28 protein-coding genes are annotated in these 25,142 nt (G+C 57.3%); 11 read left to right on the top strand and 17 right to left on the bottom strand.

The genetic code is table 11. From position 1 onward, the window contains the following. Nucleotides 1–4: 4 nt before the first annotated feature. Nucleotides 5–205, top strand: a complete 201-nt coding sequence (locus NW805_RS05770) for a hypothetical protein (protein ID WP_414330572.1) — start codon at nt 5–7, stop codon at nt 203–205. A 122-nt stretch (nt 206–327) separates the two neighbouring features. Then, entirely contained in the window at nt 328–1,197 is an 870-nt protein-coding gene (locus tag NW805_RS05775; protein WP_414421940.1) for a prepilin peptidase, read from the top strand. Between the two features lie 28 nt (nt 1,198–1,225). Here NW805_RS05775 and NW805_RS05780 read toward each other — a convergent pair whose 3' ends face one another. The 4 genes from NW805_RS05780 to NW805_RS05795 form a co-directional block, all read right to left on the bottom strand. Continuing rightward, nucleotides 1,226–1,474, bottom strand: coding sequence for a hypothetical protein (locus NW805_RS05780; protein ID WP_414421941.1), 249 nt, complete (start codon nt 1,472–1,474; stop codon nt 1,226–1,228). Then, nucleotides 1,467–1,841 (bottom strand): DUF6883 domain-containing protein, encoded by a 375-nt coding sequence (locus NW805_RS05785; protein ID WP_414330567.1) that lies wholly within the window; start codon nt 1,839–1,841, stop codon nt 1,467–1,469. The genes NW805_RS05780 and NW805_RS05785 overlap by 8 nt, the downstream gene beginning before the upstream one ends. A 102-nt stretch (nt 1,842–1,943) precedes the next feature. Beyond that, nucleotides 1,944–5,906, bottom strand: coding sequence for a magnesium chelatase subunit H (locus tag NW805_RS05790; RefSeq protein ID WP_414421942.1), 3,963 nt, complete (start codon nt 5,904–5,906; stop codon nt 1,944–1,946). 218 nt (nt 5,907–6,124) lie between these two features. Beyond that, a complete protein-coding gene (locus NW805_RS05795) occupies nt 6,125–7,105 on the bottom strand; it encodes an integron integrase (RefSeq protein ID WP_414343089.1) in 981 nt (326 codons plus the stop codon). Between the two features lie 351 nt (nt 7,106–7,456). Here NW805_RS05795 and NW805_RS05800 point away from each other — a divergent pair, with 351 nt between their 5' ends. From NW805_RS05800 to NW805_RS05820, 5 genes are all read left to right on the top strand, one after another. Continuing rightward, nucleotides 7,457–8,311: a hypothetical protein gene (locus NW805_RS05800; RefSeq protein ID WP_414421943.1), complete on the top strand. Its 855-nt coding sequence runs from the start codon at nt 7,457–7,459 to the stop codon at nt 8,309–8,311. A 506-nt stretch (nt 8,312–8,817) separates the two neighbouring features. Further along, entirely contained in the window at nt 8,818–9,012 is a 195-nt protein-coding gene (locus NW805_RS05805) for a PIN domain-containing protein (RefSeq protein WP_202943711.1), read from the top strand. A 203-nt stretch (nt 9,013–9,215) separates the two neighbouring features. Further along, nucleotides 9,216–9,506 carry a nucleotidyltransferase family protein gene (locus tag NW805_RS05810; RefSeq protein ID WP_414329506.1) on the top strand — a complete coding sequence of 97 codons (291 nt, stop codon included), beginning with the start codon at nt 9,216–9,218 and terminating at the stop codon, nt 9,504–9,506. Next, nucleotides 9,496–9,834 (top strand): DUF86 domain-containing protein, encoded by a 339-nt coding sequence (locus tag NW805_RS05815; RefSeq protein WP_414343083.1) that lies wholly within the window; start codon nt 9,496–9,498, stop codon nt 9,832–9,834. The genes NW805_RS05810 and NW805_RS05815 overlap by 11 nt, the downstream gene beginning before the upstream one ends. 47 nt (nt 9,835–9,881) lie before the next feature. Further along, nucleotides 9,882–10,154: a hypothetical protein gene (locus NW805_RS05820; RefSeq protein WP_414347213.1), complete on the top strand. Its 273-nt coding sequence runs from the start codon at nt 9,882–9,884 to the stop codon at nt 10,152–10,154. Between the two features lie 354 nt (nt 10,155–10,508). Here NW805_RS05820 and NW805_RS05825 read toward each other — a convergent pair whose 3' ends face one another. From NW805_RS05825 to NW805_RS05840, 4 genes are all read right to left on the bottom strand, one after another. Continuing rightward, entirely contained in the window at nt 10,509–11,009 is a 501-nt protein-coding gene (locus NW805_RS05825) for a low molecular weight protein-tyrosine-phosphatase (RefSeq protein WP_414421944.1), read from the bottom strand. 137 nt (nt 11,010–11,146) lie between these two features. After that, nucleotides 11,147–11,725, bottom strand: coding sequence for a leucyl/phenylalanyl-tRNA--protein transferase (gene aat, locus NW805_RS05830; RefSeq protein WP_414421996.1), 579 nt, complete (start codon nt 11,723–11,725; stop codon nt 11,147–11,149). A gap of 17 nt (nt 11,726–11,742) precedes the next feature. Further along, nucleotides 11,743–12,240 (bottom strand): hypothetical protein, encoded by a 498-nt coding sequence (locus NW805_RS05835; protein WP_414421945.1) that lies wholly within the window; start codon nt 12,238–12,240, stop codon nt 11,743–11,745. Between the two features lie 420 nt (nt 12,241–12,660). Next, on the bottom strand, nt 12,661–12,789 hold the full coding sequence (locus NW805_RS05840) for a hypothetical protein (RefSeq protein WP_414421946.1): 129 nt from the start codon (nt 12,787–12,789) through the stop codon (nt 12,661–12,663). Between the two features lie 97 nt (nt 12,790–12,886). Between NW805_RS05840 and purN the strand changes: the two genes are divergently transcribed. Together purN and NW805_RS05850 are read left to right on the top strand one after the other, a co-directional pair. Beyond that, the gene (purN, locus tag NW805_RS05845; protein WP_414347221.1) at nt 12,887–13,549 is read left to right on the top strand and encodes a phosphoribosylglycinamide formyltransferase; all 663 of its coding nucleotides are present in this window, start codon (nt 12,887–12,889) and stop codon (nt 13,547–13,549) included. A 26-nt stretch (nt 13,550–13,575) separates the two neighbouring features. Beyond that, nucleotides 13,576–14,379: a PIN domain-containing protein gene (locus tag NW805_RS05850; RefSeq protein WP_414421947.1), complete on the top strand. Its 804-nt coding sequence runs from the start codon at nt 13,576–13,578 to the stop codon at nt 14,377–14,379. A 336-nt stretch (nt 14,380–14,715) separates the two neighbouring features. On the opposite strand, the gene NW805_RS05855 is transcribed toward NW805_RS05850, so the two are convergent. The 6 genes from NW805_RS05855 to mrdA form a co-directional block, all read right to left on the bottom strand. Further along, nucleotides 14,716–14,847, bottom strand: a complete 132-nt coding sequence (locus NW805_RS05855; protein WP_414373289.1) for a hypothetical protein — start codon at nt 14,845–14,847, stop codon at nt 14,716–14,718. Beyond that, nucleotides 14,834–15,715: a hypothetical protein gene (locus NW805_RS05860; protein ID WP_414421948.1), complete on the bottom strand. Its 882-nt coding sequence runs from the start codon at nt 15,713–15,715 to the stop codon at nt 14,834–14,836. The genes NW805_RS05855 and NW805_RS05860 overlap by 14 nt, the downstream gene beginning before the upstream one ends. A 282-nt stretch (nt 15,716–15,997) precedes the next feature. Further along, nucleotides 15,998–16,657, bottom strand: coding sequence for a hypothetical protein (locus tag NW805_RS05865; RefSeq protein ID WP_414421949.1), 660 nt, complete (start codon nt 16,655–16,657; stop codon nt 15,998–16,000). Nucleotides 16,658–16,682: 25 nt separating this feature from the next. Beyond that, nucleotides 16,683–17,816, bottom strand: a complete 1,134-nt coding sequence (cobD, locus tag NW805_RS05870) for a threonine-phosphate decarboxylase CobD (protein ID WP_414406729.1) — start codon at nt 17,814–17,816, stop codon at nt 16,683–16,685. 35 nt (nt 17,817–17,851) lie between these two features. Next, complete coding sequence (locus NW805_RS05875) at nt 17,852–18,157, bottom strand: HU family DNA-binding protein (protein ID WP_414352206.1); 306 nt, start codon at nt 18,155–18,157, stop codon at nt 17,852–17,854. 325 nt (nt 18,158–18,482) lie between these two features. Continuing rightward, complete coding sequence (gene mrdA, locus NW805_RS05880; RefSeq protein ID WP_414421950.1) at nt 18,483–20,384, bottom strand: penicillin-binding protein 2; 1,902 nt, start codon at nt 20,382–20,384, stop codon at nt 18,483–18,485. A gap of 125 nt (nt 20,385–20,509) precedes the next feature. Between mrdA and NW805_RS05885 the strand changes: the two genes are divergently transcribed. Further along, nucleotides 20,510–21,778, top strand: a complete 1,269-nt coding sequence (locus tag NW805_RS05885; protein WP_414421951.1) for a lipopolysaccharide biosynthesis protein — start codon at nt 20,510–20,512, stop codon at nt 21,776–21,778. Here NW805_RS05885 and NW805_RS05890 read toward each other — a convergent pair. Continuing rightward, on the bottom strand, nt 21,765–22,130 hold the full coding sequence (locus NW805_RS05890; protein ID WP_011432528.1) for an FHA domain-containing protein: 366 nt from the start codon (nt 22,128–22,130) through the stop codon (nt 21,765–21,767). The genes NW805_RS05885 and NW805_RS05890 overlap by 14 nt on opposite strands. 114 nt (nt 22,131–22,244) lie before the next feature. After that, nucleotides 22,245–23,081, bottom strand: coding sequence for an SDR family oxidoreductase (locus NW805_RS05895; RefSeq protein WP_414406732.1), 837 nt, complete (start codon nt 23,079–23,081; stop codon nt 22,245–22,247). 117 nt (nt 23,082–23,198) lie between these two features. Between NW805_RS05895 and NW805_RS05900 the strand changes: the two genes are divergently transcribed. After that, nucleotides 23,199–23,690 carry a YajQ family cyclic di-GMP-binding protein gene (locus tag NW805_RS05900; protein WP_011432526.1) on the top strand — a complete coding sequence of 164 codons (492 nt, stop codon included), beginning with the start codon at nt 23,199–23,201 and terminating at the stop codon, nt 23,688–23,690. A gap of 182 nt (nt 23,691–23,872) precedes the next feature. On the opposite strand, the gene hemW is transcribed toward NW805_RS05900, so the two are convergent. Continuing rightward, on the bottom strand, nt 23,873–25,090 hold the full coding sequence (gene hemW / locus NW805_RS05905; protein WP_414421952.1) for a radical SAM family heme chaperone HemW: 1,218 nt from the start codon (nt 25,088–25,090) through the stop codon (nt 23,873–23,875). Nucleotides 25,091–25,142: the final 52 nt, after the last annotated feature.

Here is a 25,142-nt window from a genome sequence, read left to right on the forward strand (position 1 = left end):
GCTCATGGACAGCGCTCTGCTTCAAGCGGCTCGCCAGATTTATCAATTTCATCTGCAGCATCGACCGGAAGTGCTGGAGCAACCCCCGCGGGGAGTAGTCATCCACCGCCGTACCCTGCGAGGGGATCTGATCTTTTCCGAGTTCCCCATCCTGCTGCCCCAGGAAACTTTTATTCCGCTGCAGCAATTGGAGCCGCTGCGGTGAGGCACAAGGAGCTACGCTGACAGAGCAGATCCTTCCTTTTTCTGCCTTTAGGGACTCCGTCCTGCCGACGCGATGGGAATGGCTGCCATGCTCGAGATTCTCCCCTACTGCACAACGCTCACATGATGTGGCTGAGCATGATGTGGCTGAGCAGCGCCGACGCCAACAGAATCTGGGAGCTGCGCCTGTTGGCCTGGGTGCTGGTACTGGTGCTGGGGGCCTGTGTGGGCAGCTTCTTGAACGTGGTGGTCTATCGCCTGCCGCAGGGTCTTTCTCTGCTCCATCCCGGATCCCATTGTCCAAGCTGCAAGACGCCGCTGGGCCCCACGGAGAACATTCCCATCCTAGGCTGGTTGTTGCTGCGCGGTCGCTGCCGCCATTGTGGAGCGCAGATTAGCTGGCGCTACCCTGCCGTTGAGGCGTTGACAATGGGCCTGTTTGCCCTCAGCATCGGCGCTTTGGGGTTTTCTGCCCAAGGGATCCTCACCTGCATCTTGTTGAGCTGGCTGTTGGCCCTGGCGCTCATCGATCTGGATACCTTTTTGCTGCCGGAGGAGCTGACCCGTTCAGGCCTGGTGGTGGGGCTTTTGGCCCGCCTGGCTCTGCCGTGGCTCCAGGGATCCGGATCCCTGGCCGCTACAGGCCTGTCACTGGTGGAAGGGATTGCGGGAGCTGTGCTGGGCCTCTGGCTGCTGGAGGGCATTGGCCTCTTGGCCCGTTGGATCTTGGGGCGGGAGGCTATGGGCGGGGGAGATGGCAAGCTGTTGGCCCTGATCGGCATGTGGTTGGGCTGGCAGGGGGTGGTGGTGGCCCTTCTTTTGGGTTCCGGGTTTGGCCTGCTGGCTAGCTTGCTGGCCATGACCAAGGGGCGGGCCCGCCTGGGAAAACTCATCCCCTTTGGCCCCTACCTGGCCTTGGGTGGAGGGGTAGCGGCTCTGGCCGGATCCCAACTGGTGGAGGGCTATTTACGCTGGGCCGGATTGGTGGGGTAGAGGGAACGTCCATTCAACATTGGATACTTCATGTTTCGGGATCTATGACTTCAAACTGATCGGGAAAAAGAATGAGATTAAAATATCGAAAACCTCCTACCAAGCTCAAATCCGGAACCGCTAAATCAACCGCATAGCCTTCAGTGGGATCTGAGTAACATTCCACAATGGATCCCTGAGTTCCAGCAGGAATAGTGGTCTCGCTGAAATACTCCTTGACATCTGCCACAGTTTTGACTCTACTGTATGGCTTGATTCTAGAAGTGGTTTTACTCATCATTGTGTACCTCTAGCCAATTGGTGACCAAACGAGGGATTAAACTTTCCTTATCAACCTGCCACACGGTCACTAAAGTGCCTTTTTTCTGATTGAGGCCCAAAATTTCAATCTTGACTCGATAGCGGCTTCCATAGGGTGTTGGAAACGGATCCCCGGCTAAGGCGCAAGGCAGAGCAGCAGTAACCTGTTGCAGAATGTGAGCAAATCCCACCCTTCTTCCCTCTGGTGTACTGACATCATAGCCAAGCTCTGCAAAGGCAATCCACTTGCCTTGATTTCCAGGATTAGCTGGATTCATAGAGTAATCAACGAACTTGGCAGGATCCACTGCTGCTTCAGAAGCCCTGGGCAAGGATCCGGCCATGGTTGCAGCTTTTGCCGACTTCACGTAAGGTCTAAGGACTCCGTCCCGCTGGCGCGAACAGTAGCCCAGACGTCTCACGCTAACCTGAAACAACCATATTAATTACTCCACCCCTTCGATTCTGTCCTCGATCTCCTGATACAGCTCCTGCAGACGCTCGATATTGGCCTGGGAAGTCTGCCAGTAGCCACGCCCATGCACCTCCAGCAGAGATCCGACAATGCGCCGGAAGGAGTGGGGGTTGAGGTTCATCAAGCGCTGCCGCATGGCCTCATCCTTGATGAAGGTCTCGTTGGTTTCTTCGTAGATCCAGTTGTCCACCGCACCTGCCGTGGCCGACCAGCCCGAAGTGTTGACCAACCGCTTGGCGATCTCCCGTACCCCTTCGTAGCCGTGCTTGAGCATCCCCTCATACCACTTGGGATTGAGGAGCTTGGTGCGGGCGTCCAGACGGATGGTTTCGCTCAGGGTGCGGATCTGTGCGTTGGGCGTGGTGGTATCTGCCATGTAGGCCGAGGGGGCCTTGCCGTCGGGGCGCAGGCTCTGCACCAGCTTGGTGGGATCCGCGTCGAAGTAGTGGCTGACATCGGTCAGGCTGATCTCCGAGGAGTCCAGGTTCTGGAAGGTCACATCCACCGTCTTCAAGCTGGCTTCAAAAAGCTGCCGCATCTGCTGGTTAGGCAGATTCGAGCCGAAGGCAAAGGACTTGCGGGATAGGTACATCTCCCGCAGCTCCCTCTCGTCCTCCCAGGAGCTGTTTTCCACCGCCAGGTTGATGTTGGCGGAGTAGGATCCGGAAGCGTTGGAAAAGACCCGCGTTGCCGCCTGCTCCAACGTCAGCCCCAGTTCTTCTGCCTGCTGCAAGGCGTGCTTGCGCACAAAGTTCAGCTCCGGTGGCTCCACCGCTGCGGCCGCCAGCTTCACCGCCCGGTCGATCAGGTCCATCTGGTTAACAAACAGATCCCGGAACACCCCCGAGCAGTTCACCACCACATCAATGCGGGGCCGGCCCAGTTCCTCCAAGGGGATTAACTCCACCTTGTTCACCCGCCCCAGGGCATCGGGTTTGGGTCGCACCCCCAGCAAACACAGCACCTGCGCCAGCGACTCCCCGTAGGTCTTGATGTTGTCGGTGCCCCAGAGCACCACCGAGATGGTTTCCGGGTACCGGCCACCGTTACTGCTCATCTCGCGAGCCAGCAGCCGTTCCACCACCATCTCCGCCGACTGGATGGCGGCTGCCGTGGGGATGGACTGGGGATCCAAAGCGTGGATGTTGCGCCCTGTCGGCAACACATTGGGGTTGCGGATGGGATCCCCTCCTGGCCCCGGCAAAATGTACTCCCCTTCCAAGGCCCGCAGCAGGGATCCCAGCTCATAATCTGCCGTAATTTGCTTGAGGCACTCCTCCAGAAATTCAAACAAGGGCTTCAAAAGATCCGGATCCACCTGGGGGTAGCCCGCTTCTTTTAGGACTGCCAACCAGGGGGCTTGCCGGCCCATGTTGAAAAAGTTGAGCTTGGCCACCCGCGCGACCCGGCCCTGGGCGTCGGTCTGCTCCTGCACCAGCGCCGCCACCGCCTTCTGGCAGGCCTTGTTGATGCGATCCAGCAGCTCCGTATCCGCCAGGTGTCCCCGATCCCGGTTGCGGTAGATCTCATCGATATCCCGGCCCAGGCTTTGGGCGAGAATGCGGGGCAAGCCCAGGATCCCTTCTTCCGGGCGGTCGATGCTGGCGATGCTCACCAAGGTGGCAATCGCCTCCTCTGCTGTGGGGGGCGCTCCAATGACGTGCAGACCACAGGGCAACAGCCGCGACTCGATCTCCATCAGCTGGGCGTAGAGCTTGCCCACCACCCTGTCCCGCTCTTCCAAGCTCAACTGGGCGGCGTCCCCCTGGGGCAACTCCACATCCTTGTCCAGGTTCACCAGCCGCGCCTTGTCGCAGATGGCGTTGACGATGGCGATGCCCCGCGCCCCCTCCCGTAGGGTTTGGTAGGAGCCGATCATCTCCCGCAGCTCTTGCAGCCCCTTGTAGAGGCCGGCGTTTTCTGCCGGCGGCGTCAGGTAGCTGATGGTGCAGGCGTAGCCCCGCCGCTTGGCAATAGTGGCCTCACTGGGGTTGTTGGCGGCGTAGTAGTACAGGTTGGGCAGGGATCCAATTAGATTATCCGGATAGCACTCGCCCGACATGCCGATCTGCTTGCCCGGCATAAACTCCAGGGATCCATGGGTGCCAAAGTGCAACACCGCATCCGCCCCCCACACTTTCTCCAGGTAGGTGTAGTAGGCGGCAAAGCCGTGGTGGGGGCTGGCTGACCTGGAAAAAAGCAGCCGCATGGGATCCCCTTCATACCCAAAGGTGGGCTGCACCCCAATGAAGAGGTTGCCGAAGTGCTTGCCGTAGATGAGCAGGTTTTGCCCATCGGTGTTCAGGTGCCCCGGTGCTGGCCCCCAGTACTGCTCGATGGCTTTCACGTAGGGTGTCAGCGCCTCGTACTCCCGCACCGACAGTTTGGCGGCCACATTCAGCTCCGGGCTGGCGTACTGGGCCTGGGGATCGTGCAGGATGGACTCCATCAGCTCCTGCGGGGTTTTGGGCAGCTCGGGGCCGAGGTCATAGCCGTTGTGGGCCAGGGCCTGCATCACCCGGTGAATAGAGGCAAACACATCCAAGTAGGCCGCCGTCCCCACATTGCCCTTGTCCGGCGGGAAGCTGAAAACGGTGATGGCGATCTTCTTCTCCAGCTTGGGCTTGCGCCGCAAATTGGCCCATTTAATGGCCCGCGCCGCGATCAGCTCGATCCGATCCTGCATTGCGTGAGCTTTGCCGGTGGCCGCGTCCCGCCCTGAGAGGATGATGGGATCAATGGCCCCGTCCAGCTCGGGAATGGCAATCTGCAGAGCCACTTGCACCGGGTGCAGCCCCAGGTCGCTGGCAGCCCATTCCTCCGTCGATTGAAACACCAAGGGCAGCGCCACCATGTAGGGGCGATTCAGCCGTTGCAGCGCTTCCACTGCCTTGGGGTGATCCTGCCGCGCCGGCCCTCCCACCAGGGCAAACCCGGTTAGCGACACGACCACATCCACAATGGGCGCTGTCTTCTGCGCGTTCCAGAAAAACTCGTTCACTGGCTTGGAGAAATCTAGACCCCCGGCAAACACCGGCACCACCCGCGCCCCGCGCGACTCCAGCTCTTGCACCATGGCCACGTAGTGGGCATCATCCCCCGTCACCAGGTGGGTGCGCTGCAACACCAACCCCACGCAGGGAGCCAAGGGATCCTTCACTTCTGCCGGCAAATCCTCGCGGGCGTTGTACCAATCCAAATACTCCGCCAGACTGGCAAACATCTGCGGCGCCAAGGGGTGCCAGATGCCCATCTCCAAGTAGGTGACCGGCTCGGCAAAGGAGAGCTGCCCCCGCATCCCCGGCAGGTAGCGATCCGCCAGCATCAGCAAAAAGTTCTCCAGGTTCTCGCGGGATCCCCCCAGCCAATACTGAAAGCTGAGCATGAAGTTGCGGGCATCCTGCGCCTTGTCGAAGGGCAGATACTTCAGCACCTTGGGCAGGGTCTGCAGCAGCTTCAACATCCCCTCCTGGAAGTTGGATCCCTGCTGGCGCTTGCGCATGAACTGGGCAATGGCGCTCTTGGACTGTCCCAGCTGCGCCATAGAAAAGGCTCCCATCTTGTTCAGGCGCATCACCTCCGGCATGGAGGGAAACACCACCACCGCCTCCAGCCGTTCCCGCAGGGGCTCTACCGCCTGCACCACCTTCTGGGCAATGTCCTCGATGAAGATCAAGGATCCAATAAAGACATTGGCCGTTTCCAGATCCCGCCGAAAAGCCTCATAGCCCGCGGGATCCCGCAGCTCCTCCACCAGATAGCCGGACAGCTCCACCGCCAGCTTGGAGTTGTGGGCGTTGATGTGCTGCACTGCTGCGGTCAGGGCACTCTGATATTGCGGCTCCAACACCACATACACCACCTTCATCAAGCGGCGATCCCCCACCTCGGCAGGGGTAACGTGGCGGGTGATGGGCTTAACCAGAGTAAACATGCGGTCGCTCTCCGTCGTGCAATGCAAAAGATGGGGTGAACTGGGGAAAGGACTCCGTCCCGCTGACGCGATAGGCAGGATCCCCTATTGTCTGTTTCCCGTTCTACCAGAGAAACGGATCCCTGCTGGGGGCATGGCGGCAAGGTCGTAACAATTCGCAATGATCGCTGAGGTACTGTAAAGGGGAAGAGGATCCCTTCCCCAGAGAGCGTCCCCTTCTAAGGATCCAATGGACTTCTCACCCCGCGCCCGCCTTTATTCAGCACATGGGTGTAAATCATGGTGGTTTTGACATCTTTGTGGCCCAACAATTCTTGGACGGTGCGGATGTCGTAGCCGTTTTGCAGGAGATGAGTGGCAAAACTATGGCGGAAGGTGTGGCAACTGACCCGCTTGGGGATCCCGGTTTTTTGGACAGCTTGTTTAATCGCCCGTTGTAATCCAGACTCATGCAAATGATGGCGGCGGGTGATGCCAGTGCGAGGATCCTGAGATAACCTTTCTGCCGGAAAGACATATTGCCAGCTCCACTCCCGCTCCGCATTGGGATACTTGCGCTCCAAAGCAAATGGCAGATAGACTGAGCCGTATCCTTGTTCCAAATCCTGCTGATGTTGTCGCTTTGCCCAGAGCAAGTGTTCTTGCAAAGGTTCCACTAAGGTTTCTGGCAGCATCGTTAACCGGCTCTCCATCCCTTTACTATTGCGAATCACCAGTTGCCGTTGGTTAAAATCCACATCTTTGACCCGGAGCTGCTGGGCTTCCGCCAATCGCAAGCCACTGCCATACAGCACCTGCACCACCAAGCGATGGATCCCGGATAGATGCACAATGATGGCTTTGACCTCCTCAGGGGTTAAGACCGTAGGCAAATAGCGTGACCGTTTGGCTCGCACGGCGTCTAGGTCAAGGTCTAGCTCCAGATGCAGCACTTCTCGGTAAAGGAACAACAGCGCACTGAGAGCCTGGTTTTGGGTGGAAGCGGCAACCTTACCCTCCACCGCCAGGTGAGTGAGAAAGGCGTTGATTTCTTCGCCGCCCATCTCCTTGGGGTGTCGCTTGTTGTGAAACAAGATAAAGCGACGGATCCAGAGAAGATAAGATTTCTCGGTTTGGTAGGAGTAGTGTTTGACCCGGAGGGCATCACTGACTTGCTCCAGGAGCTTTCTGGGTCTAGGTATGGGTGTGTTAATGCTCATTCAGCCAGATAAAAACCCTTTGGAGGTAATTATCGCTCAAAATGTTGACTATACAGACAAACTAGGGTAGCATTACGCTAGGCGATGGAAAAGTCTGCTTCTTAGGTGATTATCAGTCATCTAGCTGCAGAAACACATGTTAGACGGAAATCAGCTTGCTCCGTCCCGCTACGCTGTTGGGAGCGGGGCAAGCAGGCCGTATGACATGGTGACAATATTTGGAGACGAAGCAAAGATGACGATTCACCTGCTATCGCGTGTTATGCCGACAGAAACCGGCAGAGGCGCGTTAGATGGAAACCAGATAAACAAAGGTTAGGCGTTCAAACAACCGGGATTGAAAGAGCAACCATGACAACAGAACCAGCCTGGTTATTAGATTTTAAGTTCGATGTCTACTCCCAGTCAGGGGAGGATGGAATTATCGCGAAGATACTCCAGACCCTTCCTAAAAAGGACAAATGGTGCGTAGAGTTCGGGGCATGGGACGGTATATTCCTGAGCAATACTCGAAACCTGATTGAGAACGCGGGCTATTCGGCCGTGCTAATCGAAGGGAACAAGAGTAAGTGGTCTGAACTGCAAAAGAACTATTCCTCTAATAGGAATGTCATCACCATGAACACCTTTGTTGGATTCAACGAAGACGACAACCTCGACGTGATACTTGCTGACACCCCTATACCGGTTGATTTTGATTTCCTGTCAATTGATGTAGACGGCAATGATTATCATATATGGAAGGCCATATCGAAATACCGCCCGAAGACGATTTGCATAGAATTTAATCCTACCATTCCTACGGAAGTAAGATTTGTTCAACGTGCAGATCCATCTGTGAACCAAGGTGCCAGCCTACTGTCCTTGTTCGAGCTAGGTAAGGAGAAAGGTTACGAATTGGTAGCTGTTTTGCCCTTTAATGCTTTTTTTGTAGATTCGAAATACTATCCACTGTTCGGGATTCGTGACAACAGGCCGGAAACTCTGCGGAAGGACTTGAGTAGCATTACCTATCTATTCTCAGGTTTTGATGGCACAATATTTCTTCATGGATGCAAGCAACTCCCCTGGCATGGTCTCCAGATAAAGGAGTCGAGAATTCAGCACCTCCCTAAATTCCTTCGCAAATATCCAGGGAATTATAACCTCATCGAGAAAATGGCCTTTATAATTTTTTGGCTTGTTTTCGTCGCTTTTCGTCGCTAAGGCAATTTTTTAGAAGAATCCGGCAATGCCTAACACAGCACTGCACCTGACCGCTATTTCGCTGCGCTCAATAGCGGCAGGTGAGTTTTATCGTTAGATGGCTGATCGATGCGGTTCATAATGAGAAGTCTGCCGATGAAGAGATGTATAGCTCTCAGGGTTATGGCCTCGGCGCTGCTCGTCTTGCCACTGACATCTGTACCGACTCACGCTCAGGGAGGGCGCGCTGATATTGAGATCGATTTCGGCGCGTGTACTCCTGAGCGGCGGTTGGTCTTCTTCGCCTTCGGCTCTACGACCATCGAAGTGGCGGGTAAGGCGGGGGGGAGATGCGTAATGAGGTACGGGACCGAAATCGAGAATCCGATTTGGGATGGGTTCCTTGATAAGACATGCAGGGTGCCACTGCAAGCAGGGAGGCTAAGGTTCACGGTGAGGGATGACGGGGTTGATTTCTCCCCCCTCAAGTCACACTGTGTTCCCACCCCACGTGTAAAGAAGAAGAATTGAGCGATGTCCTGCGGCGCAAAGGATTTGAAAGGTATATAACCGAGGAAGAACGGATGGAGTTCTTGAGCACTTTTGTTAGAGATGGCGTCTTGGTGGAGATTGTAGAGCGCGTGGCGACGTGTCGTGATCCCAAAGACGACAAGTTTCTTGAACTGGCTGTTAATGGCAAGGCAAGATGTGCGTGCCGTTAGATGTACCCAGAGACAAGATGATGAGCAAGCTCAAATGCCCTCATTGCGGGAACCCAGGGATCCCTGTCCTCTGCAAGGTGTGCCTCGGCTCAACTGTGCCTGCGACCTGCAAAGCGTTATGAATCTTTGTTTGAGTCGTAATTGAGAGGAAATAGGTGAGCTATAATTCCTAATGGACTTTTCTTTTCATTGCAGGTTGGGTAATGCAAAAACAGGAAGTCCTTACATTACTGGCAAATCACCAGAACACTCTGAAGGACTTTGGCGTAAAGTCTCTAATGCTCTTTGGTTCAGTAGCAAGGGATGAAGCGCAAACAGACAGTGATATCGATCTGCTAGTAGAGTTTGACCGTCCAGTTGGATTGTTCACTTTTGTACGCTTGAAACGATATCTAGAGGAAATTTTAGAGAGTCCGGTTGATCTAGGTACGCCTGACTCCCTCAAGCCCTATCTGCAAGAATCCGTTCTCCGGGAGGTGGTTCGTGCCTTCTAGAGATTGGCAGAACAGAGTAAGAGACGTGCTAGCTGCGATTGAAGAGATCCGAGAGTTTATAAAAGACATCACGTTCGATGAATTTCAAGTCGATCGAAAGACAGTTGGAGCAGTTTTGTATAATCTTGCAATTATTGGTGAAGCAGTTCGCGGCATTCCACCAGAGGTGGAGGCTTCGCATCCTGAAATTCCATGGGACGAAATGCGGGGAATGCGGAATATTGTGATCCATGAGTATTTTCAAGTGAGTTTGTCCATCATCTGGCAAACGATTCAAGAAGATCTTATTTTATTAGAAACCTCTCTTCGACAATTGATAAACCCTTAAGAGAAATGTATAATGTCGGAAGTAACAGCAGCATTAGACCTCACCTCATGCCCGGCTCCGATCCAGCGCGCCCATTTACTGTGGTGGTTGCCGACAACTTCCACTATGTGGAGAAATATAAAGAGTACGAGTACGGAAAGTTTGAGACCCTCGAAGCCGCAATTGCCGCTTGTAAGCGTATCGTCGACGAGTTTTTGATTGAGGCTTTGCGGCCCAGCATGACTGCTGACGAGCTCTACAGCGAATACACTTCGTTTGGAGACGACCCGTACATCGTTGGCTCGGAGGAGCCGGAAGTTCCCTTCTCAGCCCGTACCTAAGCAAAGGCGCGGTGTCTGGAGTTATGTGGATCCCAATCTGCACAAAACGCTGATGAGGATGAATCCGACAAATTGCCGGAGCAGCATCGGAAATAGAGGCAATTAAGTTAGATGAGGATCCCTCTGGGCCAGGATATATGGTTGTTTCAGACTGCAGGAAAGCAACTTGGGGATCCCAGGTTCCCATAGTCTGCTTTGGGAGACAGATAAGGGGTATGTTTGTGTTGGCCGGTTAGAGATCGAAGGCAGGGCAAATGTCCCAGACTTATTCGGAATGACTATCGCAAATGGAGCTATTGTACTGGCTACCGTCTCATCGCCATTTGAATTGACTATAAGTAAACACACAAGCTCTCAAGCACGGGGGGGCAACGGTGGGCATTGGATCCCGGGAACCAGGGATTCCAGCAAGCCGCTACAGGCATCCCAGAGCAGCTCGATCACGTAATGGAATCCAGCCTCACCCCCGTAGTAGGGATCCGGAACTTCTTCGTCAGAATGAGAGCGGCAATAGCTGCACATCAGGCGCACTTTCTCGGCATATTTTCCCTGGGGATCCAAGCTGAGAATGTCGCGGTAATTTTGTCGATCCATAGCCAGGATCAGGTCAAACTCGCGCAGGTCGGCAGGTCGAATCTGGCGGGCCTTGCCTTGTAGCTCTAGGCCATAGCATCGGGCTGCTTGTTGCATGCGCCTATCTGGGGGGCTGCCGATGTGATAGGCTGCCGTACCTGCTGAGTCGCAGATAATTGCTTCCTTATAGCCGCTACTGCGCAAAAGGTGATTGGTGATGCCCTCAGCAGTGGGAGAGCGACAGATGTTACCCAGACAGACAAACAGAAGCTTTTGGCTCATGGCAACCTCCCCATCGGATCCCATGTGTGGGCCCACCACAGGATGTATCCGCCTGCAACAGCGGGACGGATTCCCTTTCTATTTTCCACCAAGAGCCGCTGCAATGTTTTGTCGGCGGCTATCGTAACATCGCAGATTTAATTGAACCGACAAGGGATCCCCAGGCATTGCTGCAGCAGCTTCAGGTATTCTTGTCCCTCCATGAGAAAGGCACCAAAACGGGCCAGGTGCGGGTTCATCAACTGAGCGTCGAATAGGCGAAAGCCCCGCTCCCGTAAGTGCTCCACCAACTTCACCAAGGCCACCTTCGAGCCGTTGGGGATGTGGTAGAACATCGACTCGCCGATAAACGCCGCTCCAAGGGCAATACCCAGGATCCCGCCTGCCAAGGTCTCTCCCTGCCAGGTTTCAAAGCTGTGGGCAAAGCCAGACCGGTGCAGAGCTGCGTAAATCTGCTTCAGCTCGGGGCTAATCCAGGTTTGGGGACGAGCGGCACAGCCCTCTACCACCTGCTCAAAAGCGCAGTTCAGCCGCACCTGAAAGCGACCACTGCGCACCAAGGGCCGCAACGAACGGGGGCAGTGAAATCGCTCATCGAGGGGGATCACCGCGTGCTGGTCGGTGCTGTACCAAGCCAGGGATCCCGCCTTTTCGTCGGCCATCAGGAAGTAGCCTTGGGCATAGCCTGCCAGAATGGTGGCCAGATCCACCTGCATTGCCTCAGTTGCGCTCCTCAAGATTGCCATTCTGCAGAGAGGCTGGCAAAATCCCCCCCATTGGCCCTGGGGTGACAATCCACACAGGCGCTCACCCGCACAGGAGTGGGAAACTCCACTTGCAGATGCAGGGCACGGAAATAGCGAGAATCTGCCAAGCGATAGGGCACCTGTTCCCCCTGTCGCAGGGGCCGGGAGTTGGGCCGCAAATAGCCCCAGGCCAGTTGTAAAGCCACGCCGCTCAGGGGCTGGATCTGCTGGCCATAGTGGTTGGGATCCTGCAGCAGCCGTCGCCAGGTTTCAGTGGGCAACACTTGGGCGGGCAACGCCACATGGCAACCACCACAACTGCGCACATATTGAGCTTGCTCCAGTTGGGCTTGAGTCAGGCCCTGCTGGGCTTGTGCTCCCAGGTTCTGCGCTGATCCCGCCAGCAGGGATCCCATAAACCCGGCCAGGATGACTACCATGCTGCAAATCCAAAACCGCCGGCGTCGTCGTTGCAAAGGAGCCATGCTCTCACACCCACTGCCCATGCTTTCCCACTCTAGACCCACTCTAGATCAGGTGGCCGCTCGCCACAGTGGGACGGAGTCCATAAGATCCGGCCTCAACTGCTGGGATCGACTTGATCGACTTGGCCTATTTTTGGAGGAGCTTGAGAGATCGCGGATCTGATACATTTACGCTGAACACTGCTGAACATCACTGTTCAACTATGCAGCGATAGCATTCTGTTTGTTTCCAAACAGAATGGCGGTATCCCGCAAAGCTTTGAGTAGAATACCCAAAGCGCAGTTTCCGTGTCGTCTTACTACCAATTTTCTGCTTTGCTTTGGCTACCATGTTGGCAGACTCGAAAGTAAACAGAAAGATCAACTGGTAGTAATCCGTACTGAACATATTATACATTATTTTCAGTATAGTTGAGCTTATTATTGACTAGAGTCATGCTCCTGCTGCATTTTCCGCATTTCTTGAGGCATCTCCCGCAGCTCCTCTTGGGCTTGATCCGTGCAGCGCTCGATGGCGCGGGTGCGCCTGCCAAAGCCGGCGACGGTCAAGTTTTTGGATCCCTCTCAAGCTGAACCCGGCCAGAACCAGAAGGGAATCTGTTTGGGTTTAAAATAGCGGGGCTGCAGACTTTCCCACCAAGCGCTCATGAACCTACCCAGCTTACTCTGGCCGGATCCCGACGGGATCCCAGTGCCCTCTCAACCGGGGATCCTTGGCATTTTGGCTTCCGGCAATGGCAGCAATTTCGAAGCTATTGCCCAAGCCATTGAGGCTGGGGAACTGCAGGCCCAGATTGCTGTGGTCATCACCAACAATCCCAAAGCTTATGTGCGGCAGCGGGCCCAAAAGCGAGGGATCCCTTGCGTTTTGCTCGACCACCGAGACTACCCCTGTCGCGAAGATCTGGACGCCGCCATTGTCCAGGTGCTCTGGCAGCATCACGTGGAATGGGTGATCATGGCCGGGTGGATGCGCCTAGTTACCCAGGTGTTGTTGTCCGCCTACCCGGATCGCGTCTTGAACCTGCATCCCAGCCTGCTGCCCAGTTTCAAGGGCCTGCGTGCCGTTGAACAAGCCCTGAAGTGCGGTGTGAAAATCGCCGGCTGCACCGTTCATCGGGTCACCCTGGAAATGGACAGTGGCCCCATCGTGGCCCAAGCAGCCGTGCCGGTTCTGCCCGAAGATACTGTGGAATCCCTTTACCGGCGCATCCAGACCCAGGAGCACCGCCTCTACCCACTGGCCATCCGCCTCTGCCTGGCAGAGGGATCCCTGCTACCCAAGTCTTCGGGGAAGCTGCACAATTGAGGTTAAGTCCAACGCTGGCGCATCCCATGGCCGAGATCCCGCCTCTCCTCGTCTTCGATAGCCCGGTGATCCTGGCCGGTCGTCTGGCTCTATGGCAAGAGTGGGCTCGATTTGGGGTGTGTGTGCTGCCACAGGCAGTGATGGCCGAGCTAGAACGCCTGAGCCGGCAGGCTATTGATCCCCAAGAAGAATCGACAGCCCGCGAGTTTTTGCGCCACTGGCCCAGTCTAGGGTTTGCCGTCTCAGAAGCCCGTGCCCTGGTGGGTGGTGCTGGTGCCGGCGATCAGTCCATGAGGGTACGTTTGGAAGAAGCGATTGCCGAATGCGCCTATGCCCTGGCCCAGCAGCAGCCGGGAACGCTGGTGGTTTTGGTCAGCAACGACCGGCCTTTGGTGGGGCGAATTCAGGGTCTGGGTCTCAACAACCTCTGTGCCATCTCTCTGGCAGAGCTGAACCGGTGGATGCGTCAGCAGCAGCGCCCTCAGGCTGTGGTTATGGCTTTGAATCGGTTACCAGGGCCACCCATTCCTGCCGCCCAGTTGGCATCCTCTACCCTCCCTCCACCCGCCCGTCCCTTGAGTTCCTCTCCAGCTTCCGGGAACCCCCCCGCCCAGGCGCGGCAGCGGTCTGGAGCTGCTCAGGTGGGGCCGAGCACAGCCCGCCTCTGGCCCTTTTTGAAAAGCCTACAGAATGCCCTTGCGTTGTTGCTGGCCCTGGTTTTCCTCTCGGCAACCGGGTTGCTGGCCTGGCGCCTGCTCGATCCAGAAGGAAGTGAAGGGATCTGGCAGCGGCTACCTCTCTCTCGGATCCCTTGGATTCGGGATCTATAGCCAGTTATTCCGAACCAACTTAAGACCCTTTCCGGTCTTCAGCCGGCCGCAGTCATTTTATAGTCGTTTCAGTTATTTCAGGTTAGGGTGAAACTCCTGGGCTGCTGATCGCGCCAGCGGGACGGAGTCCTTGAAAAGCCCTCTGGCCCTGTGCATTTAACGTTTGTTTTAGTGTTGTTTTAGGTGGGAGTGCAGTGTCCTAGTTGGAATGAAACGACCGTAATGAGGAATGAAACTGTTCCGTCGCATTGCCTGGGGGTGGTCGCGGAAGCGGCGTGGAAGGCTTGGGCGGCACCGCTGAGCAGCTGGGAAGCGTCTTAACCTAACTTGAAATGACTACAATGGGATCGACTCCAGCTCTTCTCCCAAGATGGGATCCCTGAAATACAAAGTTTGCTGCCAACCAGGATGAATTGGGTTTTGGCGCAGGTCAGCAGTGACGGGATGGCCAAAGTTACTGCTCAGCAATTGTAACGTTAAAGCCCTTATTTTTCAGGGTTTCCGCATGATAGCGGGCATACTCCAGTTGCTTAAATGCTGCCAACTGCACAAACTTCTGGCCATTCACATCTTTGACAAAGGCCCCATCAGAAACTTCTCGAGCACGTGCCAAGCTCTCATCTCCCGAGTAGGTAGTGAGCACCAAGAAGGTTCCCTCGCCGCGGTTCGGCCCCAGAGAGTCTACGCTGTTGTCGCTTAGGGGCACCACGTTCAGGGATCCCGCAGAAGTAGGCGATGAAGGTTGGGACGGGCGCTCCAGGCTGGCTGCCAACTGCTCCACCGTTTGCAAGCTGGGGGGAGAGGGTTCCTTGGAAGCCAAGGCCAAGTCGGTCTGCAGGCTGTCCAGCAGGTTAGGAACGCCTTGAAGAGGATCCACCTGTACGTCCTTCAAGTCCGGGGTGGCCGTCAAGCCCAGCGCCAGCCGATCCGGATCCAAGCCACCGGAATAGAACTCCTCTCCCACCTGCCCTTCCACCGGTTCCAGTGGGATCAAGGGCAACTGGGCCAGATCCACCTGGGCAGGGATCCCTTCTTCCGCCCTGCTGGCAGCACTTTGGGGCAGGGACAGTTCTTCCGGCCAGATCAGCCAGCGCACCCCAAAGCCAATCCCCGCGCAGGAAAGCACCCACAGCAGCAAGACCCAGAGGGGCGAAAAGGCCCCGGAGGGCCGCGGCATCTCTTCCTCTTCCAAGTCTTCCACCACCTCTTGAATGAGCACAGGTGAAGGGCGCTGTACAGAGCCGGTATTCCCAAGCTGACCTGCTCGTGGGGGCGGGACAGAGTCCATGCGCTGCAAACGCTGCCAGAGGCGGAATCGCTCCAGTTCTTTCAGCACATCCAAATGCAGATGGCTCAGCGCTTCCTGAAGAGCAAGTTGAGGAACTGGATGTGAATGGGACTGCTGTGCCGGAGACAGGGGTTGGGTAGGGTCTGGGGGAAGCGGAGAAGGACTCATAGACAGCCCACACTCAACTTGATGTAAAGTCGGAGAGCAAACAATGCCGATCCACTGTTACAGCCGGAAACAGCCTAACAGGAGAACCCACCTTGGGAACAAGGATTGCCAGCGCCCCATACCTTGCCATAAACCACCATGCCACAGGGCTATGGCAGTCTTCTAGGGCTTTGCCTCCAGATAGAGGGCACGCACATCTGCCGGCAGGTTCTGAAGCAAGATCTGGCGGGCAGAGGCAACGATGGCATCCACGTCTTCTGGGGCGAGGTAATATCCGTCAGCCTTGAGTTGGTCGGCAATGCGAACCGGTGGCCAGCCAAAGCGATCCCGCAGCAGCAGAATGAAGCGCAGATCCCCCGGCAAGGTATCCAAACCAGCAGTCAAATAACAGGCCAGTGCCGGTGAAAGAGAGGACTTTGCCCCGCCTCTGGTGGAGTCGAGACTGCAAGAAGCTTGAGGGCGGGTGGGGATCCCGTCAAGGGATTGGATCAGCTCACGGGTTTGCTCCGCCAGCCAGGGTCGCAGCACAGGATCCCCTTCGCCAGCCGCTTCTTCCACAAGGCTGTGGACATCTAGGCGCTGTAGGCGCAGGTAAAGCCGCAACCAAACCTGCTCTCGACAGGCAGCCCATTGCTCTGGCGGCAGATGCTCGGCAAGGATCCCGTCCACCCACTGGCAGTAGCGGCAAAACAGGCCGATGAAGTAGCGGGCCACCTCCGGCTGCCGTTGAAAGGCCCGCAGCAACTCCAGATCGCTGTAATGGGCCACCCCCCGCACGATAGAGGCGTTGCATTCCGGCCAAAAGGCGGTAGCTTCGGGCATGAGAATTTCTCCCGCAGAAAAATCCCTAGCTATTCTCCAGGATCTCCCGGCAGGCGGATAACAACTGCTCCTGCTCCGGCAGGGTGCGCAGGCCAATGCGCAGGTAGCGATCTCCCAGCTCGGGAAAACTCAGGCAATCCCGCACCAGAATCCGGTGCCGCTGCAGCAGCGCCCGCTGAATTTGCGTGGCAGAGCCAGGGCAGCGCACCAACACAAAATTGGCTTGACCAGGCCAGGGATCCCAGCCGGGCAGTGCTTGCAAACCCCTGAACAAATGCTCTCGGGCCACGGGTAGCCAGGCCAAGGTGCGCCGGCGGAAGTCCTCATCGGCCAAAGCTGCCGCCACTGCCACTCCCGCCAATCCGTTGACGCTCCAGGGATCCCGCCACTGCCGCCAGCGCTGCCAGTGATCCGGGTGCCCCACCGCAAAGCCAATGCGCAAGCCGGGCAGTGTGAAGAACTTGGTGAGGGAACGGATGACGATGGTGTTGGGGTGAGCCGCCAGGTGGGGGATCAAGGTTTGGCTGCGGGGCATTGCCGACGGGCTGGAGTTTAAGCTCAGGGTGGGCTCCCCCGGCAAAAAGTCCATAAAAGCCTCGTCCACCACCACCCGGTCGAACTGGGGCAGGAGAGGCAGGATATCTTGCTGCGGGATCAGCCAGCCCGTCGGGTTATGAGGGTTGTTCAGCCAGAGCACCCGGTTTCCCTTGCCTGCCACCGGAAGGGGTTCCTGCAGAAGGGTAAAACCGGCGGATCCCTGGCCGGGGAAAAAAGGCAGCGGCTTGATGGTTACCCCTGCTGCCCGCAGAGCCCGCGCATAATCCCCAAAAGCAGGCTGGGGCAGCCATACCTCCCGCCCTTGCGCATCCCGGGCTGCCCAGGTGAGCAACTCCGCTGCCCCATTGCCCACAAAGATCCACTCAGGATCGACGGCCCAATGGTTGGCCAAACAGATGCGCAAGTCCCGATAGTCGGGATCCGGGTAGCGGCTGATTACAACCGGGTCTGCTGCAGACAGCGCCTGAGTCAGAGCTTGCAAGACCGATTCCGGTGGGCCCAGCGGATTCAAGCTGGCCGAAAAATCCAGAATCTCCTGGGGAGAGCAGCCAGCGATTGCTGCTCCCCAAGCCCAATTGCCACCATGTCGAGGCTGCTCCACGCCCTACCCAGCAGCCGAGTCCCAACCCGGCGAAATTAAGATTTCCCCCCTGCTACTGCTTCGCGGAATGACTTGCCCACCCTAAAAGTGGGGACGATGCTCTCTGGGATCACCATTTTTTGGTTGGTTTTCGGGTTGCGACCTTCCCGCTCTTTGCGCTTGCGAGCCTCAAAGGAGCCGAAGCCCACCAGGGTCACCTTCCCCTTGGGTTCACCGTTTTCATCGCGGGATGCGACCTCTTCGACAATGATCTCCAGTGCGGCGGAAATGACAGCCTCCGCTTCTTTTTTAGTTACATTGGCGCGATGAGCGACGGCATCAACAAGTTCTGCCTTGTTCATCCTGATCTCCTTTTGAGTTAGGCAATAAAGTTAGAGCGTTCCCTGGATCGCGGATTCGCTCAGGCGTTGCAGAGCGGCCACGGCCCAGAGTGTTCTCAGTGTGTGGGAGCGGGGCTTGCCCTGCAATGCGCCAAGGCGCCACTGGCGCGAATGGCAGGATTGTGGCAGTTGAGCTCCAAATCACTGACATATTCTACAGCTAAGTTAGGGCAGAAGCCTGCTGGGCAAGGGGTTTTAGGGGATCTTAACGCAATTTTCTGGGAGACAAGAGACTGCAAAGATGATTTTATACCTGCTCGGCTCGGATCCGACAGAAAACCAGGGCTCACGACTCAGGTCGGAAGTAGGCCCGCATCACCTCTCGAAAGATGGGAGCGGCCCGTGATCCACCCCCACCGCCGCTGTTTTCCAGAAAGACCACGACCACCAATTCGGGCCGGTCGTAGGGAGCATAGCCAACATACCAAGCGTGGGATCGCCGCGGCGGATCCTCTGCGGTGCCGGTTTTACCAGCCGTTGGGGGAAATCCTGGCCCCAGGTTGGCGTTGCCGCCAGTGCCGTAAACCACGACATCTCGCAGCCCCTGCTGCAGGATCTCCAGGGTGGCAGGGGAAAGACCTACCTTTTGGCGCAGCGGCACAGGGCTTTCCGGGATCACCTGGTGCGAGAGCAAGGGGCGCACCCGCCAGCCCCCATTGGCCACTGCCGCCGTTACCACCGCCATTTGCAGCGGCGTAGCGGTAATAAATCCCTGGCCGATGGACATGTTGACCGTGTCGCCCACATACCAGGGCTCGCGCCAGTGGCGCTGTTTCCACTCGGCATCGGGCACCAGGCCAGCAGCCTCCCCTTTGAGGCCGATCCCGGTCAGTTGCCCCAGCCCGAAGCGGCGCGACCATTCTTGCAAGGGGGCAGCCTTGGTGCCGAGAGCAATTTGGTAGAAAAAGGTGTCGCTGCTGTAGGCCATCGCCTGCCGGTAGTTCAGCCGCCCGAAGCCGGCCCGGTTCCAGTCCCAGAAGCGCCACCCCCCCACCTGGATGTAGGGGCCAGTCTGCAGCACGGTGTTGGGGGGAAAGGCACCCGACTCGATCCCGGCAGCGGTGGTGATGATTTTGTAGGTGCTGGCGGGGGGATAGGGCCGCAGGCCGCGGTTGAGGAAGGGAAAATCCTGCTGCTGCAGGCTCTCCCACTGGGCTTGGGTGATGCGGCTGGAAAAGAGGTTGGGATCAAAGGTGGGATAGCTGGCCATGGCCAGGATCGAGCCATCGCTGGGATCCATGGCGATCACCGCTCCTTTTTGCTGGCCGAGGGCTCGCTCTGCCGCCTGCTGCAGCCGCACATCCAAAGTGAGCTGCAGGGTGTTGCCCGGTTGGGGCGCTTGTTCCCCCAGCACCCGCAGCACCTCTCCCATGGCGTCCACCTCCACCTGTCGCCCGCCCCATTGGCCGCGCAGATGGTTCTCGAACAATTCCTCCACTCCCATCAGGCCAACGATATCCCCCAGGCGATAGCTAGGGTCGGCCCGCAGTTGCTCTAGGGGGATCTCGCCGGTGTAGCCCAGCAGGTGAGCAGCCAAGTCGCCATGGGGATAAAACCGCGCCGTCTCCGCCTCCACCATCACTCCCGGCAGCTCGCGGCTCATCTCCTCCAGTTGAATGACCACCTGGGGGCTGGCGTTGCGCAGGATGCGCAGGGGAAACGGGGAACGATATCCGGCCTGTTCCAGTTTCTGGGCGATCTCCTCGGGGGCCATGTTCAAGTATTCTGCCAACTTGGGGATCATCTCCTGCCAGCGCTGCCGCGACTGCACCAGAGGCCAGAGGAAGACCGAGTGGGACAATTGGCTGCTCGCCAGCAATACGCCGTTGCGATCCACAATGCGTCCGCGTTCTGGCGGCTGGGGCAACAGGCGAATGCGGTTGGTATCGGCCAGCTGGCGGTAATACTGGGTGCGCGCTAGCTGCAGGTAGGCCAGACGGGATCCCAGCCCTCCAAACAGCAGCAGACTGGTCAGCAAGAGCAAGACAACGGCCCGATAGCCCTGCCCCACCGTTTTGGCCGATGCGGATCCCAGCCAGCGAGGGCTACCGCCGTCCGGCAGGGGTGGGGGAAGTACCCGGCGGGGGGCAGGCGGTCTGGAATGGGGGGAGAACAGGGCTTGCGGATCCCGTCCTGCCAAGGTGTGGGGGCTTCGCGCGGCGTTGCTGACGGGGTAGAGTTTGGCCATGAAATTGCCAGAAGAATTGCAACCGATACACCCAAAATCAAGAGGAGATGCCCGCTCTCGGGCAGGCAGTCTCAGCATCCATCCAGTATCCCTGGCTGCGGCAAGCCTCGTCCAGGAGTGGCAGCGTGGATAGAGCAGAACAACAACGGCTGCGCCAGGCTGCCTGGCTGATGGTGGGCAATGGCCTGCGCCTGGGGTTGTCCGGGGCCTATTTCATCCTGTTGGCCCGTCTGTTGGGGCCGGAAGCCTTCGGGGTTTTCTCTGCCATCTTGGCCTGCAGCAACCTGGCCGCCCCGTTTGGTTATTTGGGCCAATCGGAACTGCTGATCCAGCGCCTCAGCCGGCAGGGATCCCCGACTTGCACCCAGGGGATTGGCCCCAGCTTATGGTTGGCGGGATTGGGCTGTGGGGGGATGGCGCTGGTGTTGTGGCCCCTCTTGAGCGTTTGGCTGGCCGGGACGCCAGCAGCGGTGGTGGGGGTATTGCTTTTGAGCGATCTGCTGTTCATCGCGGTGCCAGAGGTGTACAGGGGGATCCTGATCGGGAGAGAGCAGGCTGCTGGGGTAGCCCTCATCGACACCGGCATGGCGCTGGGGCGATTGGGGGCAGTATTGCTGGCGGTGGCCTTGGGCTGGGGATCCCTGGTGCAATGGGCTGTTCTGTACGGCCTGATGGTGTTGGTCGTGCTGCTGCTGATCGCGAGGGGGATGGGGCGGTGGAGCGAGCCTTCTCCCCCCTTGGCCCTGAGCTGGCGAGATCTGCGGGAACGGCTGATAGCGGGCTGGGACTTTGCGGTGGGGCTGGCCGCGGTGAAAACCTTCACCGATTTGGATAAGCTGCTCTTGCCCCGTTTGGCCTCAGCAGCGGCGGGGGGTCTTTACAGCGCTGCCTATCGGGTGATCAACTTCTCGCAAACGCCGATGATCGCCCTGCTCACCAGCCATTTTGCCGAGCTGTGCCGCCAAGGGCAGAAGGGCCTTCCGCAAGGCTGGCGCTACGCCTGGCAGCTTTTCCCTTGGGTGGTGGGCTACGGCAGTTTGGCTGCTCTGGGGCTGGCCCTGGGATCCTACGGAATCCCTTGGGTGCTGGGATCGGCTTACCGGGAAACGGCCCTCATCCTGCGCTGGCTCAGCCCGGTTATTTTGCTGGAAGGGATCCACCTTTTGCTGTCTCACCTGCTCACTGGAGCAGGGTTGCAAAAGCCCCGCAGCCGTCTGCAACTGATGGCTCTGGGGCTGAATGGGCTTTTGAATGCGGTTTGGATCCCAAGGTGGGGTTGGCAGGGGGCGGCCCTAGCGACCTTGCTGTCGGAGATGGCCTTGGTGCTGGCCTTGCTGCTGTTGATTGGGGGGCGATTGCACGCTCTGCAGAGATCTGGGCCTAGGGAGCCTTAACAATTTTGTAGGTGGCTTTGGCATCGGGGCCAAAGGTGATCACATCCCCCGACTTGAGCTGGTGGGTGGTCAATTTCTGGCCGTTGATCAACAAGCCATTGGTGCTGGGCCGACCCTCCAAATCCCCATCCAAAATGCGGTAGCAATATTCTCCCTCTCGCTCGGCGGGAATCCGCAGCAGCATGGCGTGGTAGCGGGAGGCATACTGAGAGTTGAGACAGATGTCGTTCGCCAAGTCCCGACCGATGAAGTATTTGGCGGATCCCAGCACCTGGGTACGGCGGCCATCTCGGTCTTCCACGATCAAGATGTGCTGGTGGGTACCGGAAGGAGAAGGCACAGATTCAACCATACTTCCGCTGTCAATACCAGTGTTTAACCGTACCTCAAACTATACCGAAGTTTAGCCTTCTTCCTGCTATCGCTGGGTCTGCAGAATCGCTCATCCAGCGCCCCAGAACCTGACCTAGCGAGGAACATTCTGGAGCAATGAGCCGACCCATCCGGGGAAGAGGGTGTAAGCTCCTACCGCCCATTGGGCCATGCCCACCACCACCTCTGACTTGGACTGGCGAGCGGCATCCCAAATGGCTTCGGCAACTTCTTCCGGCTGGCTGACCCAAAAACTCTCCAGCGCCTGTTGCATTTGCTCACGGGCTTTGCCACCTGAGGTTTGGGCTTGGCTGTCGGGAGAGGACGCTGGCCCCACCTCATCCAGAAAAATGGCTCGCTTGAGGAAATTGCTGCTGACGATGCCCGGATGGACGCCAATTACCTGGATCCCTTGGGGTTGCAGTTCCAGACGCAGCGCCTCCGTCAGCCCACTGACCGCGTACTTGCTGGCACAATAGGCGCTCATCTGGGGCAGGGGCATTTTGCCGCCAATGGATCCCACGTTGATGATCTGACCTTTTTTGCGCTTCAACATGTCGGGGAGCACGGCTCGAATGGTGTGGAGGTAGCCCCAAAAATTGACCGCCATCAGAGCCTGCCAGTGTTCCAGGGTAGTTTGCAAAAAAGGGCCACTCATGCAGATGCCGGCGTTGTTGATCAGGCAATCGATGCGGCCATAGCGTTCCAGAGTTCTCTCCACCAGGTTTTGCACCTGTTCTGGCTGCGTGACATCGGTGGGAACGGCCAAGACCTCGGCGTTGAGGCTTTGCTCTAGGTCGATGGCCGTTTGCTTCAGGGTTTCAGCAGTGCGGGCAGCCAGCGCCAATCGGTAACCCCCACGGGCAAAGGCAAAGGCAGTAGCTCTGCCGATGCCTTCAGAGGCGCCTGTAATTAAAACAACATCGGCCATCCTGCTTCTCCGTAAATCTGGACTGGGATCCCTCTACCTGTTGTAGCTTCTCCGAGAGTTAGGGATCCCTGCTTGGCTGAGGGCTTAAGATACTGAACGATAGCGAAGATAAGGTTTATGGCCTCTACCTACTCATTTGATATCGTCAGTGATTTCGATCGGCAGGAACTGGTGAACGCTGTGGATCAAGCCCGACGGGAAATCAAACAGCGCTACGACCTCAAGGATACTCAGACGGAAATTGAGCTGGAGGAGGGATCCCTGACCATCACCACCGCCAACGACATGGCCCTCAACTCCATTCGGGATCTGCTTCTTACCAAAGCGGCCAAGCGGGGTCTATCCCTGAAGATCTTCGACTTCCAACCCCCAGAGAGCGCCGGCGGCAACCGAGTGCGCCAGGTGGTTCACCTGAAAAAGGGCATTGATGCCACACTGGCCAAACAGATCGCCAAGCAAATCCGCGACAACTTTAAGAAAGTGCAGCCTGCCATTCAAGGGGATCTGGTGCGCGTTTCCGGCAAGGATAAAGACGAGCTACAGGCGGTCATTCAAATGCTTAGGCAGCAGGACTACCCGGTGGCGCTGCAATTTGTCAACTATCGATAGGGATCCTCTGGGCTTCCGTATCTTTCCCCTCAACTTGCAAGATTAGAGATCTCAGGATCTGTGAAATGTTGGGTTTAATGGCTGCTGGAAATGGTGATGGCCTACGCTCCTCAAAGCTTGAGTTTTCGGCCAATTGGGATAGGGGGCTCTGGTGAGAAATCTTGTGAAAGTAACCGTCGGAATCAAGCCAGCAAGTCTCTGAGAATCTCATTGGAAAATAGCCAGCCATCGGGCGGAATCAGCCGTAGCCGGCCTGCCTCACAACTGGCCCATCCCTTCTCAAAATAGGGATCCAGCCTCTCCAAAGCTTGCTCGACCTTTGGGTGGCCAAAACGCTCCTGTAAATGGCACAAATCCAGACCTTCCTTTAGACGCAACCCCAACATCAAAGTATCCATCCAAACTTCCTCTGGGGATGCTTCAGGAGGAAGAGGGTGGACTCCGACTTTCACCTGCTCGAAGTAGTGGTAAAGGGTTTTGGGCTGCTGAATGCGCCGTCCCCCCTCGTAGCCGACGGATCCCATGCCAAAGCCAAAGTAAGGGCGATTTTCCCAGTACACTCGGTTGTGGCGACAGGCGTAGCCGGGGCGGGCAAAATTGGAGATTTCGTAGTGGATGTAGCCCGCTTCGGTGAGCAGCTCCCGCGCCATTAGGTACATGGCAACTGTGGTTTCCTCGCTGGGCAAAGGTGCTGCTCCCGGTCGGTACATCCGACCAAAGCGGGTTCCCGGTTCAATCGTCAGATCATAGACGGAGACATGGGTGGGGTTAATCTCAAGAACAGCTCGTAGAGACTGCTGCCAGTGTTCCAAAGTCTGGTAGGGCAGCCCAAAGATCAAATCCAGGTTGAAATTCTCAAAGCCCGCCGCCTGCAAGTCGGCCACGGCTTCGTAAACTTCCTCCACTCCATGCAGGCGACCACAAGCGGCCAGCAGCTCTGGCTGAAATGCCTGTACCCCTAGGCTGATGCGGTTGACCCCCAGCTCCCGGTAGCCCGCCAACTGCTCCCGCGTCAGGGTGCCGGGGTTGGCCTCCAGAGAAATCTCGCAGTCGGGACGAAACGGGATCCTCTCCCTCAATTGAGTCAAGATCCGCCCCAGTTGCTCCACCGTCAGCAGAGAAGGGGTGCCACCCCCGAAAAAAATGCTGGTCAACGGTCTGGGATCCCCGGCCAGATGGCGGTAGCGGTAGGAGCTGCCGATCTCTCGGCAGAGCATTTGCACGTAGGTTTCCATCAACTTGCGGGTGCCCAGGCCGGTGGCAAAATCACAGTAGTGGCAGCGTTGCCGACAAAAAGGGATGTGCAGGTAAGCTGCTTCAGGCCAATCAACCTGGTCGCGGCAGCATTGCAGAGCAGTATCGGTCGGAGTGGGATCGTGCGAAGCAATTGCCACAGCCATGGGTCAGCTCAAACGGGTTGGAACCACTATACTGATAGACTCCTAAACTCCT

It is taken from the genome of Synechococcus sp. W60.1 (assembly GCF_047461575.1).
GTDB lineage: Bacteria > Cyanobacteriota > Cyanobacteriia > Thermostichales > Thermostichaceae > Thermostichus.

Bases quoted from the DNA above. Each gene is read 5' to 3' on its own strand.
- NW805_RS05770 (WP_414330572.1), top strand. From the start codon at position 5: ATGGACAGCGCTCTGCTTCAAGCGGCTCGCCAGATTTATCAATTTCAT.
- NW805_RS05775 (WP_414421940.1), top strand. From the start codon at position 328: ATGATGTGGCTGAGCATGATGTGGCTGAGCAGCGCCGACGCCAACAGA.
- NW805_RS05780 (WP_414421941.1), bottom strand. From the start codon at position 1,474: ATGAGTAAAACCACTTCTAGAATCAAGCCATACAGTAGAGTCAAAACT.
- NW805_RS05785 (WP_414330567.1), bottom strand. From the start codon at position 1,841: ATGGCCGGATCCTTGCCCAGGGCTTCTGAAGCAGCAGTGGATCCTGCC.
- NW805_RS05790 (WP_414421942.1), bottom strand. From the start codon at position 5,906: ATGTTTACTCTGGTTAAGCCCATCACCCGCCACGTTACCCCTGCCGAG.
- NW805_RS05795 (WP_414343089.1), bottom strand. From the start codon at position 7,105: ATGAGCATTAACACACCCATACCTAGACCCAGAAAGCTCCTGGAGCAA.
- NW805_RS05800 (WP_414421943.1), top strand. From the start codon at position 7,457: ATGACAACAGAACCAGCCTGGTTATTAGATTTTAAGTTCGATGTCTAC.
- NW805_RS05810 (WP_414329506.1), top strand. From the start codon at position 9,216: ATGCAAAAACAGGAAGTCCTTACATTACTGGCAAATCACCAGAACACT.
- NW805_RS05820 (WP_414347213.1), top strand. From the start codon at position 9,882: ATGCCCGGCTCCGATCCAGCGCGCCCATTTACTGTGGTGGTTGCCGAC.
- NW805_RS05825 (WP_414421944.1), bottom strand. From the start codon at position 11,009: ATGAGCCAAAAGCTTCTGTTTGTCTGTCTGGGTAACATCTGTCGCTCT.
- aat (WP_414421996.1), bottom strand. From the start codon at position 11,725: ATGCAGGTGGATCTGGCCACCATTCTGGCAGGCTATGCCCAAGGCTAC.
- NW805_RS05835 (WP_414421945.1), bottom strand. From the start codon at position 12,240: ATGGCTCCTTTGCAACGACGACGCCGGCGGTTTTGGATTTGCAGCATG.
- purN (WP_414347221.1), top strand. From the start codon at position 12,887: ATGAACCTACCCAGCTTACTCTGGCCGGATCCCGACGGGATCCCAGTG.
- NW805_RS05850 (WP_414421947.1), top strand. From the start codon at position 13,576: ATGGCCGAGATCCCGCCTCTCCTCGTCTTCGATAGCCCGGTGATCCTG.
- NW805_RS05865 (WP_414421949.1), bottom strand. From the start codon at position 16,657: ATGCCCGAAGCTACCGCCTTTTGGCCGGAATGCAACGCCTCTATCGTG.
- NW805_RS05875 (WP_414352206.1), bottom strand. From the start codon at position 18,157: ATGAACAAGGCAGAACTTGTTGATGCCGTCGCTCATCGCGCCAATGTA.
- mrdA (WP_414421950.1), bottom strand. From the start codon at position 20,384: ATGGCCAAACTCTACCCCGTCAGCAACGCCGCGCGAAGCCCCCACACC.
- NW805_RS05890 (WP_011432528.1), bottom strand. From the start codon at position 22,130: ATGGTTGAATCTGTGCCTTCTCCTTCCGGTACCCACCAGCACATCTTG.
- NW805_RS05895 (WP_414406732.1), bottom strand. From the start codon at position 23,081: ATGGCCGATGTTGTTTTAATTACAGGCGCCTCTGAAGGCATCGGCAGA.
- NW805_RS05900 (WP_011432526.1), top strand. From the start codon at position 23,199: ATGGCCTCTACCTACTCATTTGATATCGTCAGTGATTTCGATCGGCAG.
- hemW (WP_414421952.1), bottom strand. From the start codon at position 25,090: ATGGCTGTGGCAATTGCTTCGCACGATCCCACTCCGACCGATACTGCT.